The organism is Halomonas qaidamensis, from assembly GCF_025917315.1.
Lineage (GTDB): Bacteria > Pseudomonadota > Gammaproteobacteria > Pseudomonadales > Halomonadaceae > Vreelandella > Vreelandella qaidamensis.
In genome coordinates, this window is the sequence record NZ_CP080627.1 from 1,485,676 (window position 1) to 1,498,009 (window position 12,334).

The following is a 12,334-nucleotide window of genomic DNA, read 5'->3' on the forward strand; positions in this document are numbered from 1 at the left end:
TGTAAATAAATTATATATTTTTCAATTGCTTATTTTTTATATGGTTGGTTTGGCACGGCGGCTGCTATGTATTGGGTGCATCACCGTTAACTCAACAATAACAACTGCACATGGGGTACCCGCTATGTCAACGATAAAGGCACAAGGCCCGCAAGCCGCCACGGCAACTGTTCAAGGGTGGCTTCGCGATTTTGATGCTGCCCTTCAAGGCCAGGATGTTGAGCGCGTGCTGTCTCTGTTTGGAGACGAGTGCTACTGGCGTGACTTCCTTACGTTTACCTGGAATTTAAAAACTTGCGAAGGCAAAGATGAAATTCAGGCCATGCTCAATGCCACGCTCAATAACGCACAGCCTACGGATTGGCAGTTAGACGGCGAAGCCACTGAAAACGGCGACATCTATGATGCGTGGTTTACTTTCAAAACAGCGGTTGCCAGTGGTAAAGGCTATTTGCGTCTTAAAGAAGGCAAGTGTTGGACGCTGTTAACCACCATGCAAGCGCTGAATGACTACCCTGAGCAGTGCAATCACCATCGCCCAAAAGGGGCCGAACACGGTGCCAATAAGCAGCGTGAAACGTGGTTAGAGTCACGACAGCGTGAAGAAGCTGAGCTTGGCTACACTCGGCAGCCGTATTGCGTGATTATTGGCGGCGGCCAGGGTGGCATTGGCTTAGGCGCACGGCTAAGGCAGCTGGGCGTGCCAACAATCATCATTGAGCGAAACGAGCGCGCGGGAGATTCCTGGCGTAACCGCTATAAGTCACTCTGCTTGCACGATCCAGTGTGGTACGACCACCTTCCCTATATTCCATTCCCAGATAACTGGCCTGTGTTTGCCCCTAAAGACAAAGTGGGCGACTGGTTGGAAATGTACACAAAAGTGATGGAGCTCAATTATTGGAGTTCCACTGAGTGTCAGAATGCTAGCTATGACGAGGCCGCAGGGGAGTGGGTGGTTAAGGTTAAGCGCAACGGCGAGGAGATCACGCTACGACCCAAACAGTTAGTGATGGCTACCGGTATGTCTGGGATGCCCAATGTGCCGACATTTCCAGGGGCGGAAAGCTTTGAAGGTGAGCAGCAGCACTCTAGCCAGCACCCAGGGCCGGATGCCTATAAAGGCAAGAAATGCGTCATCGTGGGCTCAAACAACTCGGCCCACGATATTGCCGCAGCGCTGTGGGAGCACGATGCTGATGTCACCATGCTGCAGCGTTCATCGACCCATATTGTGAAGTCTGATTCGCTGATGGAAGAGGTGCTAGGGCCGCTTTATTCGGAAGAGGCGGTGGCAAGTGGGCTAACCCATGAAAAAGCCGATCTGGTGTTTGCCTCGATCCCGTACAAAGTATTACCGGATTTCCAGCGCCTCGCCTTTGAGGCGATTAAAAAGCGCGATGCCGAGTTTTATCAGAAGCTTGAGAACGCAGGCTTTATGCTTGATTTCGGTGACGATGAATCGGGGCTGTTTTTGAAGTATTTGCGCCGTGGTTCAGGCTATTACATTGATGTAGGGGCTTGCGATTTGGTCGCCAGTGGCGACATCAAACTGCGCAGCGGCGTGGGCATCGAACGCATTAACCCGCACTCCATCACGCTGACAGATGGCAGCGAGCTTGAGGCTGACCTGATTATCTATGCCACCGGTTATGGCTCGATGAATGGCTGGGCGGCACGGCTTATTTCTCAAGAAGTGGCCGATAAAGTCGGTAAGTGTTGGGGGTTAGGTTCCGACACCACTAAAGACCCCGGTCCATGGGAAGGTGAACTGCGCAATATGTGGAAACCCACTCAGCAAGAGGCACTGTGGTTCCATGGCGGCAACCTACACCAGTCGCGGCACTACTCACGCTATCTAGCGCTGCAGCTAAAAGCCCGTATGGAAGGGTTAGACACCCCTGTTTATGGCCTGCAGCCAGTTCATCACAGAGCATAAGAGAAGGAGTAGCAAATGAGTGAGTCAACCATGCAGGCAGCGGTTTGGTACGCAGCGAAAGACCTTCGTGTTGAGCAAATGCCAATACCAACGATTAACGACCCTCATGAGGTAAAGGTCAAAGTAGCGGCGTGTGGTATTTGTGGTAGCGATTTGCATGAGTACGCTGCCGGGCCGATTTTTATTCCAGTCGATAAACCACACCCCATTAGCGGTGAACAAGCACCGATTATCATGGGTCATGAATTCGCCGGTGAAGTGGTTGAGATAGGTGACAACGTAACGCGGGTTAAAGTGGGGGATCGCGTTGCCATAGAGCCGATTCTTTCACCCAATAAGGATGGCGCTTATCAAATGGAGCGCTATAACCTCACGCCGCTATTGGGCTTTCATGGCCTTTCCGGCGGCGGCGGTGGCTTCTCGGAGTTCACCGTAATGGGTGAGCACATGGTACATAAGCTGCCGGATGACCTCAGCTTCGAACAAGGGGCACTCGTGGAACCCGCGGCGGTTGCCTTACATGCGGTGCGCCAAAGCAGTTTAAAAGCGGGAGATAGCGCGGCAGTGTTTGGCGCAGGCCCAATTGGGTTAATGACCATTGAAGCGCTGAAAGCTGCGGGTGCCGCTCAAATTTACGCCGTTGAAGTCGCGCCTTCACGTAAAGCCAAAGCTGAAGCACTTGGTGCAATTGTGGTTGACCCGCAGCAAGAAGATGCCGTGGAGAAACTGCAAACGTTAAGCAATGGCGGCGTTGACGTGGCGTTCGAGGTGACCGGGATTCCGGCAGTGCTGAACCAGTCGTTGCATAGCACCCATGAAGGCGGCGAAGTCATTGTGGTGAGTATTTGGGAGGGAGAGGCAAGCTTCCAGCCAAATGACCTAGTCATTAAAGAGCGCACCATGAAAGGGATTATTGCCTATCGCCATGTTTATCCGGCGGTGATGGCACTCATGCAGCGCGGCTACTTCCGCGCTGAAGATATGGTGACTCAACGCATCCCGCTAGCAGATATTGTCGAGGAGGGGTTTGAAGCACTGTTAAATGACAAGGCGCAGGTGAAAATCATCGTCACGCCTTAACCCAATAGCGGCGTTAATCACGCTAGGTTGACGCATTGTGAGGCAGAGGTGCCCAAAAATGTGCAGTGCTGGTGCATTTTATTTGCTGCAATGCGTCGTAACACTTTTGAAAACCAGTAACTTTATATTAAGTAATTGTTTTAATTGAGTTATTAAAAAATTGGCACGCAGATCGCTATATATTAAGTAAGCAGCAAATGAATAGAGTTGATAGATGAACTAGGTCTCTCTCCCTTCTTTGCTACATCGCCCCAGCTTGTGCTGGTAAGCGATACACCGAGTGAGCTGGCGTGCTCCACCTGGGTCCCCTTCGGGGGACTTTTTTTATGCGCCCGACCTAAATGTCGGGCGTGTTGTGTTTGCGTTATGGGGTCAGGTTTTGCTGGCTGTTCTCCGTCACGACAATGTTATCTTCAATACGAATGCCGCCACAGTTGGCTAGCAAGTCAACGAGGCTCCAGTTGATCGGTAGCGTTTTGTTGCGCAAGGGCTCTAATAGCATTGGGATATAGTAAAACCCAGGCTCTATGGTTACTACCATGCCAGGGCGCAGTGTACGGGTTAAACGTAGCGCTGGATGCTGTTCAGGAGCAGGGGCGAGTGTTCCGTCTGGATGACGCAGCCCTGCCACATCGTGAACCTGTAATCCCAACGAATGCCCTAATCCGTGTGGGCAAAAGGCCCGCGTAATCCCCTCATCAACTGCCTGTTCTGCACTGCCCTGGAAAAGATCATTGGCAATAAGAATATCTGCCAGCAAACGATGCATTTGCTCATGTAGCGCAATGAACTCCACGCCTGGGGCAACGCTTTCTACCAGCGTATCTTTTAACTGATTAATATCATCAATTAAGTTGCGATAGAGGCTTGGCGCGTCAGGTCCAGCATAAGTGCGTGTAATATCCGCGCAGTAGCCGCGAAAACGGCGTCCAGCGTCAACCAGCAGGCTATGTCGCTTCGTAGGGCTGCTTAAGTCGTAGTGTTGGTAGTGTAATACGCCTGCATGGTTATTCAGCCCAATGATGTTCTGATAGGGAACATCGGACTCCCGCTGTCTGCTGGCAGCCAAGTACGCCAGTTGAATATCTAACTCAGCCGATGCGCCAATAAACGCCGCCTGCGCTGCTTGATGTCCTGCCATGGCGAGCCGGTTAGCTTCACTCAAACAGGCAATCTCATAAGCAGTTTTAAACATGCGTAGTTCGTCTAGAGCGTTAACCAGCGGTTGCGGTTGGTACTGTGCGTCTAGCGCGAGTTGTGTGGTGGGATCAATATCACCGATCACAGCAGCGCGGCCAGCTAGCGTTGGTAGTGGTTTTTCGCTACACAGTTGAATATCAAACTCAGTAACCCACGGCTCTTCAGGCAGGTGGGTAGGCAAATGCCAGAAATCAGCTGGCGCATACAGGTGTAGCTGCGGGCGTTTTTCCGGTTGAATTAACAGCCAGCTGTGCTGGATGTCGGCCATGCCTACCCAGTGCATAAAATGGCCGTAGGTTTGGAAGGTGGGTGCTTGATCATCGCCAAAGTGTGGGTTGGCGTGGCCGCTGTAAATGGCCACGCTATCGAGACGGTGACTGGCTAACAGGTCTGTATAGGCTTGCTGTAAATGTGCTAAGTGGTCGCGCTGCAAGTTAAACAAAGAAGCTGACATTCAGGTGGGGTCCTTTTTTAATGGCGGCTAGACTAGGATCTTAGAGTTCGTTATCAAATTAGGCGTTGGTGCTCATCGCTGGTTTAACTGCGTGGCGGAGCGATCTCACTCCACAAGCTATCCAGCTCGGCGTGATGCTGGTTCTGGTGACGGTATAGGCGCAGCTCCATCGGTACGTCCCAACGGCTATCGCCTGCTCTAACTAATGTTCCGTTGGATAGCTCAGCAGCTATGTTGCGTTCGGGTAACCAGCTCATGCCATAGCCAAGAAGAACCAACTCTTTAATGCCCGCCGCATAGAGGTTTTCACTTTGCGCCGTGAGGTAGGTACTCTGCGGTAGACGAGCAAGATGCGCCTTTACCGCTGAGCCTAATAAGCCCCGCTTTGGATAGGCCAGCCAAGGCGCGGGCTGCTGGCGTGAGCCGGGTAGCAACGCGCAAGGTGCGCCATTCATATCTAGGCCTGTGACAGGAATTAAACGTTCGTGACCAATGACCCGATACGTGCAGGCACTGGTATCAATATCTAAATCGCACCGCCCGATGGGCCAATAGCAGATAGCTAGATCGCACTCTGCTCGGCCAAGCGCTTGAAAATAATCGCTTGCTACCCAGCCAGTTGCGCGTAAATAGGGCTGAATACGTTCTTGCCAGCCCGTAGACGCAAGCCATTCTGGCAAAAACTGCGGTAGTAGACTTTGCGGAGCAGCCACCATGATACGCCGTTGTTGTCCGGCGCTGATTTCACGCACGCGGTCACGCGTCAAGCGCACGCGATCGGTTACCTGCTCGCAAAGCGTCAGGAACTCTTCTCCCGCGGGGGTCAGCGAAAGTGGCAACGTTTGCCGGTTGATCAGCGTTACGCCCATCTCTTCCTCTAGCAATTTAATGCGCCGTGAAAAGGTGGGCTGTGTAACATGCTGCTCATCCGCTGCGCGGGAGAAGTGTCGCGTTCTGGCCAGGGCAATAAAGTCTTCTAGCCAGCGAATTTCCATGTCTTACCTCGCAGTGATGCCAAATATAGTGCTGTTGTTGAAACTGGCGTCATAGGCGGCCTTCTTCAACAGCGTGGCACGCAACACGAGTGCCGTCATCTTGGGTTTGCAGGGCGGGAATTTCCTGATGGCAACGGGCGTTGGCGTAGGGGCAGCGGCCATGGAATACACAGCCGCTTGGTAAGTTGACCGGTGTAGGCACTTCGCCGGTAAGACGAATATGCTGCGGGCGATCATCTTTTAAGCGCGGAATTGCGGAAAGTAGCGCCTGGGTATAAGGGTGACGTGGTTTAGCAAATAGTGTTGCTGTCGTTGCTACTTCACATACGGTGCCTAAATACATCACGGCTACCCGGGTGCCAAAGTGCTCAACAACGGCTAAATCGTGGGTGATGAATAAATAAGTTAGGTTACGCTCTTGTTGCGCCTCCATCAGCAAGTTGAGTACTTGGGCTTGGATAGACACGTCCAGCGCTGAAATAGGCTCGTCGGCGACGATAAATTCAGGATCAACGGCTAGGGCGCGTGCAATGGCGATACGCTGGCGCTGGCCGCCGGAAAATTCATGCCCAAAACGCTTGCCCCAGTCGGGGTCAATGCCTACTGAACCCATAACGTCCTGAACCTTTTCAAGTATCTTTTCACGGTTCCAGTTTGGGTGGTGTAGGCGCAGCGGTTCTTCCAGCGTCTGCTGAATTGTCATCCGGGGGTTAAGCGATGCGTAAGGGTTTTGGAAAATCATTTGCATGCGCTTGCGATAAGGCAAGAGCTGGCGCGAGCTTAAGTTGTCGATGCGCTGTCCGTCATAGCGAATCTCACCCTCTGTGGGGGTGAGTAAGCCCATAACTGTTCTGGCAACAGTGGATTTACCACAGCCAGATTCACCCACTACACAAAGAGCTTCGCCGCGCTTGATATCAAGGTTAACACCGTTAATCGCGTGAACATGCTCTTGGTGACGAACTAGCTTGCCGCCTTTAAAGCGCAGCTGTTCCAAAAAATCCCCTGATAAAGAAAAACGCTTTTTTAGCCCTCGAATTTGCAGTAGCGATTCACTGCTCTCTTCGTTTTGAGTGGGCGTCGTTTGAGTAGACGACTTGGTTTGAGTAGGCATAGCTTGATTCGGCGACGTACTAGGGGTTTCTACCTGAGCACTCATTGTGTTTCCTCCTTCAGGCGACGATCTTCAAGCATTTCAGCCACCATATGGCAGGCAACACGGCAATTGCCGGATTCGACAAATTCAGGTACTTGCTGGGTGCAGGCAGGGCGTGGCTGACCATCTGCTCTATTGATGAAGTCGCAGCGAGGATGAAATGCACAGCCACTGGGTAAGTTAGAGAGTGACGGCATGCTGCCACGGATCTGATTGAGTTTTTCGCCGGGTGTCGCCATTTGTGGTAATGCATTGATCAGCCCTTGGGTATAGGGGTGCTGCGGATCATTGATAATTTCCCGCGTGAGGCCTTGTTCAATAACACGACCTGCATACATAACCAGCATACGCTGAGTGACCTGACTCACGACACCCAAGTCGTGAGTGATAAGAATCAAGCCCACATTGTGCTGTTCACATAGCTCAAGCAGCAGTGCCATGATTTCCGCTTGGATGGTCACGTCCAGGGCGGTAGTCGGTTCATCGGCAATGATAATATCGGGGTCGAGCAGCAGGGCGATGGCGATGATAATACGCTGACGCATACCACCAGAAAGCTCGTGGGGGTATTGATCTAAGCGTGTTTCTGGTGACGGAATCTGAACTTGGCGCAATTTATCCAAGGAAATAGCGCGTGCTTCTTTGGTGGAGATACGTCGATGGGCTTTTAAGCACTCGACCATCTGTTCACCAATTGAGAGCACGGGATTTAATGTCATCATCGGGTCTTGGAAGATCATCGAGATGCGGTTACCACGTACTTTGCGCAGACCGCGCTCAGACATGGTGTTAAGCGTCTGACCTTCAAATTTAATGCTGCCGCCCGCTATAAAGCCGGGTTTAGCGATCAGGTTAAGCAGTGAGAAAGCGGCGACGGATTTACCCGCGCCAGACTCGCCCACGATGCCTAAGCGTTCGCCGCGTTCCAGGGTGAAACTAACATCACGTAATGCGCGCACTTCCCCTTGGCGAAGGGCAAAACGAACGTCGAGTTGGGAGACTTCAAGTAGCGCCATGGTGTCCTCAGCCTTTGTAGAGTCGTGGGTTCATGACATCGCGCAGCCAATCGCCCAATAGATTGATAGACAGCACCAGCACAATGAGTACCGCACCAGGAATTAGGGTGATCCACCAAGACCCCGACTGTATATAGTCAAAGCCTGATTTAATTAGCGATCCAAGCGATGGGTGGGTTTCAGGCATACCCAAACCTAAAAACGACAATGCGGCTTCTGAAATAATGGCGTTGGCAATTTGCACCGTCGAGATAACAAAAATCGGTGAAAGCGTATTGGGCAAGACGTGTCGGAACATAATGCGCTTGCTGCGTAGGCCCATGACCCGTGCGGCATCGACATACTCTTTATTTTTCTCAGCCAGCACCGAAGCGCGCACCGTACGTGCATACTGAGGCCACTCGGCCAACCCAATAATCAAAATAAGCATGAGCACGGCATATTGGCTGTAAAACGCGCTGCCCATGGTGGCTTTCACCAGTGCACCCACCACGATAGCGACCATCAGGGTGGAAAATGACAGCTGTATATCAGCTAAGCGCATCAAAAAAGCATCGATGCGACCGCCTAGGTAGCCTGCCATTAAGCCGAATGTTACGCCGAGCAGTGCTTGAAGTATGACCGCGCCAAAACCAATCAGTAACGATACGCGGGTGCCGTAGAGAATAATCGACCATAAATCGCGCCCCTGGGCATCGGTGCCTAAGCTGTAACGCTCATCGGCTCCCTCAATCCAAAAGGGCGGTAACTCAGACGACATAATATCGATATGACGTAGATCATAAGGATCAGTGGGGGCTAGCAAGGGCGCTGCAAACGCTGCAATCACCAAGCAAATGAATACTGCGAGGCATAGTTGAGCCGTGCGGTCACGTTTAAAGCTGTACCATAAATAAGAGTCGCGCAGGCGTTCCCAGCGGCTAGGTGCAGTCGTTGTTGTGGGCGTTGTCATGCGGGCTTACCTGTCAGTTTTACGGTGGGGTTCACGAAGCCGTAGATCAAATCCACAATGGTGTTCGTCACCACGAAAATGACGCCGACAATCATCAGGTAGGTAACGATCAGTGGTATATCGGCTCGGTTAATTGCATCAAGGAACATCAGTCCCATGCCCGGCCATTGGAAAACGGTTTCTGTCAAAATGGTGTAAGCCACCATGGTACCAATCTGTACACCGCCAACGGTGATAACTGGCAGCATGGTGTTTTTAAGCGCGTGAACAAAGTAAACACGGCGCATTGAAATGCCTTTGGCACGGGCGTACTTCACGTACTCTGACTGCAGTACTTCCATCATTTCCGCGCGAATCAGGCGGATAAACAGCGGCAGCATAATAGATGCGAGTGAAACAGCGGGGAGTACCAAATGCTGTAAACCATTCCACGTGGCTAAGTTGGTGTCCCAGTGGCCTACTACATGCACTAAATCATAGCCGCGGCCAAAGGATGGCATATTACCCTCTGTCGATAGCAGGTCATTTAGCCAAGCTCCCCAGCTGGTACTTTCAGGAAACAGGGTGACGGTGATACCAATCGAGAAAATCTGAATCAATAAAATGGCGGTCAAAAACACCGGTATTGAAATGCCGATAATGGAAGCACCCATAAAAAAACGCGATATGAAAGAGCGAGGTTTTATAGCGCTATAAACGCCAATGGGCACAGAAAAAAGCACAATAATAAGCGTGGCCGCAAAAACGAGTTCGAGGGTGGCAGGCAAGTGACGAGCAATTACTTCAAGCGCAGGTTCGCGGTAGAAGTAGGAGTACCCGAAGTCGCCTTGCATCGCATTTTTCGCAAAGCGTGCATACTGAACTAGAAACGGATCATTTAAGCCTAAGCGTTCGCGAATGGCTTCACGTTCGCTTTCGGGGACCGACTGTCCGACCATCTGCTGTACAGGGTCACCCAGGTTATCCTGGATGGCGAAGGCCAGTACACTGATGACAAACATCACCAATATCGCGTGCATCAGGCGCTTGATTAAAAAAGCAATCATGGCGTACGCCACCTATGTCATAGGTTTAATAGAGAATTAATTGCAAGTAAGGGTTGAGCTTATGGTGAGGCTGTTAACCACATAAAACGCTTCGTTCCCCAGGGGGCTAGGGAACGAAGCATCCTTGCACGTGTAAAAGTAAGCGTGGAAATTAGCGATTAATGACCAGGTCACCTAGGTAGGGGAAGTCGAGGGCGTTAACAACCGGCTCGATTTCAATGCCGTCAGCAGCACCGTAGGCGAGGTTTTGCCAATGCAGCATGATGTAGCCTACGTCCTCATAAAGCATAGCTTCGGCTTCACTTAGCATCTCATTGCGTTTTTCTAGGTCGGTTTCACTATCTGCTGCTGTCACAAGCGCATCAATTTCTTCGTTACAGTAGCTGCCGTAGTTGTATTGACCAGCGCCAGTCTCTTCATCAATGCAGAAAGAGAGGTACTGGAAGAAGTTGGCGGTATCTTCGGTATCAGCGTGCCAGCCAATCATTGCTATGTCAGATTCGCGGGTATCGTATTCGGGCCAGTACTGAGCCAGCGGCATGGTGCGCAGATTAACGTTAATGTTGATCTGAGCCAGCATATTAGCCACTGCTTGAGCGATCTGGGCATCGTTTACATAGCGGTTATTCGGCGCGATCATGTCAACGCTGAATCCCTCTTCATAGCCCGCTTCTGCCATTAGCTCTTTAGCGCGTTCAACGTCGTAACGCGGTACTAAATCAGGATTGTGACCAGAGTAGCCCTCCGGAGAGAACTGAGCAGCTGGCGTGGCGAAACCACGCATTAGGCGGTCTGCAATGCCTTCTTGGTTAACTGCCAGGTCAACGGCTTGGCGAACACGCGCATCCTGGAAGGCTTCAACGCGTTCTTCGTTGAGCTGGAAACCAATAATGCGTGTACCGGCGATTTCAACTAAATGAGCATCGTTAGCCTCACGTACACGGTCTAGGTCGTTAGGCGGTACGGCATCGATGAAGTCAACGCCGCCTGACAGTAGTGCTGCCACGCGTGAAGCGTTTTCAGCAATAGGCGTCAGAATAATTTTAGAGACGTTACCTTCGCTGTCGGTATCCCAGTAATCTTCAAAGCGTTCAAAATCAACTCGAACACCTTGGCGGCGTTCAGTGATAATAAAAGGACCTGTGCCAGAAACGTTACGCGATGCAAATGAGTTGCCCGCTTTTACGATTTCTGCTTTTTCATTGCCGTCATCAGTTTCACCAGTGTAGAACTCACTATCCATGGGGAAAATATAAGTGGCAAGGTTGAGCAGTAGTGGGTAGGGCTCCGTGGTTGTAATTTCGACAGTGTAATCATCAACTGCTTCAGCGCTGGCAACGGGCTCAAAAATGGCGCGATAATCGGGGCTTTCTTTCAGACGTTCGATGGTCCACACCACATCTTTGGCGGTGAATTCGTTACCCGAGTGGAAGGTGACGCCTTCTCGCAGCGTCATGCGTGTAGTGGTTTCGTCTACTTGTTCCCACTCAGTCGCTAAGCGCGGCTCGAATTGAAAATCTTTTGTCCAACGTACCAGCGGATCAAATGCTAAGTGGGAAAGGCGCAGCATGCCGCCAGATAACTGCTCATGAATATCAAGTGTTTCAGGATCGGCTGAGTAACCAATGCGCAGGGTTTCTGCACTAGCGGTCATTGGCAACATTGCCGTACCCGCAACCACAGCACCAATGACAGAAGCCAATAGTGTTTTTTTAAACGTCATAATGTTTCCCTTTGTATTGTTTATTGTTCACTTTGCCGGTTAAACCTAGCGCTTATACACGCCAAATGCTTTTAAAAACCAGCAAAACAGACACGGTCAGCTTATAAGCTGTCTAACAACCTAATGCTCTTAAAACCTAGACTAAACATAGAGAGTTGGGGTTGCGTCATACAATCGAAATAATGAGAGGTATCATTCGTCTGCTGAATGACAGGGCTGGGTAGGGTCTTGGCAAGAGGGGGGATTAGACGAAGGTGGGGTAAGATGAAAGCCGCTACTCGGAACTTTAGGCCAAGAGCGGCAAGCAAAAAAGGGGCTTAAGCGAAGTGTTGGTGTAACCAGTGGTTAATAGCATCTGACTCGTAGAGCCACTCTTCCTGCCCGTTTTCATGATTAATTTTAAGGCAAGGAACTTTAACCTTGCCCCCGCCTTCTTGCAGGGCTTTTTTATGGGCGGGATCTAACTGAGCATCACGCAATTCGATATTTAGGCCCAGTCGTGCGATCTCTTTACGTACTTTGATACAGAAAGGGCAGGTACGGAATTGATAGAGAGCCAAGCGTTGACAGGCGGCATCGACTTTTGCCTGCTCTTCCTCACTACGCTCGACGGATTTTGGCGTTGATAGTTTCTCCGATATTAACATAACGGGGGCTAAAATCAGGCGAACACCTTTAAAGAAATAGCGAATCAAAACACGCATTGTAAGCTCCTCGGCAACACTAAGATGGGTCAGCAGTAGGATGTGTATGTATGATCGTATTTAAAAGAT

General features: G+C 51.0%; 10 protein-coding genes. 2 read left to right on the plus strand and 8 right to left on the minus strand.

All coding sequences use genetic code 11. The features are described 5' to 3' along the window. The first annotated feature begins 124 nt into the window (after window positions 1-124). A complete protein-coding gene (locus tag K1Y77_RS06920) occupies window positions 125-1,939 on the plus strand; it encodes an NAD(P)/FAD-dependent oxidoreductase (RefSeq protein ID WP_264431030.1) in 1,815 nt (604 codons plus the stop codon). A gap of 15 nt (window positions 1,940-1,954) precedes the next feature. Next, on the plus strand, window positions 1,955-3,019 hold the full coding sequence (locus K1Y77_RS06925; protein ID WP_269556836.1) for a 2,3-butanediol dehydrogenase: 1,065 nt from the start codon (window positions 1,955-1,957) through the stop codon (window positions 3,017-3,019). Window positions 3,020-3,383: 364 nt separating this feature from the next. Here K1Y77_RS06925 and pepQ read toward each other — a convergent pair whose 3' ends face one another. The 8 genes from pepQ to K1Y77_RS06965 all read right to left on the minus strand — a co-directional run bounded on the left by pepQ (window position 3,384) and on the right by K1Y77_RS06965 (window position 12,265). Continuing rightward, window positions 3,384-4,673, minus strand: coding sequence for a Xaa-Pro dipeptidase (gene pepQ, locus K1Y77_RS06930; protein ID WP_264431032.1), 1,290 nt, complete (start codon window positions 4,671-4,673; stop codon window positions 3,384-3,386). An 83-nt stretch (window positions 4,674-4,756) separates the two neighbouring features. After that, window positions 4,757-5,668 carry a LysR family transcriptional regulator gene (locus tag K1Y77_RS06935; protein WP_264431033.1) on the minus strand — a complete coding sequence of 304 codons (912 nt, stop codon included), beginning with the start codon at window positions 5,666-5,668 and terminating at the stop codon, window positions 4,757-4,759. Window positions 5,669-5,717: 49 nt separating this feature from the next. Next, the gene (locus K1Y77_RS06940) at window positions 5,718-6,782 is read right to left on the minus strand and encodes an ABC transporter ATP-binding protein (protein ID WP_030069201.1); all 1,065 of its coding nucleotides are present in this window, start codon (window positions 6,780-6,782) and stop codon (window positions 5,718-5,720) included. 41 nt (window positions 6,783-6,823) lie between these two features. Next, entirely contained in the window at window positions 6,824-7,840 is a 1,017-nt protein-coding gene (locus K1Y77_RS06945; protein ID WP_030069203.1) for an ABC transporter ATP-binding protein, read from the minus strand. A 7-nt stretch (window positions 7,841-7,847) separates the two neighbouring features. Further along, window positions 7,848-8,792 (minus strand): ABC transporter permease, encoded by a 945-nt coding sequence (locus K1Y77_RS06950; RefSeq protein ID WP_030069206.1) that lies wholly within the window; start codon window positions 8,790-8,792, stop codon window positions 7,848-7,850. Continuing rightward, on the minus strand, window positions 8,789-9,838 hold the full coding sequence (locus K1Y77_RS06955; protein WP_264431036.1) for an ABC transporter permease: 1,050 nt from the start codon (window positions 9,836-9,838) through the stop codon (window positions 8,789-8,791). The genes K1Y77_RS06950 and K1Y77_RS06955 overlap by 4 nt, the downstream gene beginning before the upstream one ends. Before the next feature lie 151 nt (window positions 9,839-9,989). Next, the gene (locus tag K1Y77_RS06960) at window positions 9,990-11,561 is read right to left on the minus strand and encodes an ABC transporter substrate-binding protein (RefSeq protein WP_264431039.1); all 1,572 of its coding nucleotides are present in this window, start codon (window positions 11,559-11,561) and stop codon (window positions 9,990-9,992) included. Between the two features lie 317 nt (window positions 11,562-11,878). Further along, window positions 11,879-12,265 (minus strand): glutaredoxin family protein, encoded by a 387-nt coding sequence (locus K1Y77_RS06965; RefSeq protein ID WP_030069214.1) that lies wholly within the window; start codon window positions 12,263-12,265, stop codon window positions 11,879-11,881. Window positions 12,266-12,334: the final 69 nt, after the last annotated feature.

Excerpts from the sequence above, each read along its gene's own strand:
- pepQ (WP_264431032.1), bottom strand. The coding sequence starts at position 4,673 with ATGTCAGCTTCTTTGTTTAACTTGCAGCGCGACCACTTAGCACATTTA.
- K1Y77_RS06925 (WP_269556836.1), top strand. The coding sequence starts at position 1,955 with ATGAGTGAGTCAACCATGCAGGCAGCGGTTTGGTACGCAGCGAAAGAC.
- K1Y77_RS06955 (WP_264431036.1), bottom strand. The coding sequence starts at position 9,838 with ATGATTGCTTTTTTAATCAAGCGCCTGATGCACGCGATATTGGTGATG.
- K1Y77_RS06965 (WP_030069214.1), bottom strand. The coding sequence starts at position 12,265 with ATGCGTGTTTTGATTCGCTATTTCTTTAAAGGTGTTCGCCTGATTTTA.
- K1Y77_RS06945 (WP_030069203.1), bottom strand. The coding sequence starts at position 7,840 with ATGGCGCTACTTGAAGTCTCCCAACTCGACGTTCGTTTTGCCCTTCGC.
- K1Y77_RS06935 (WP_264431033.1), bottom strand. The coding sequence starts at position 5,668 with ATGGAAATTCGCTGGCTAGAAGACTTTATTGCCCTGGCCAGAACGCGA.
- K1Y77_RS06940 (WP_030069201.1), bottom strand. The coding sequence starts at position 6,782 with ATGCCTACTCAAACCAAGTCGTCTACTCAAACGACGCCCACTCAAAAC.
- K1Y77_RS06920 (WP_264431030.1), top strand. The coding sequence starts at position 125 with ATGTCAACGATAAAGGCACAAGGCCCGCAAGCCGCCACGGCAACTGTT.
- K1Y77_RS06960 (WP_264431039.1), bottom strand. The coding sequence starts at position 11,561 with ATGACGTTTAAAAAAACACTATTGGCTTCTGTCATTGGTGCTGTGGTT.
- K1Y77_RS06950 (WP_030069206.1), bottom strand. The coding sequence starts at position 8,792 with ATGACAACGCCCACAACAACGACTGCACCTAGCCGCTGGGAACGCCTG.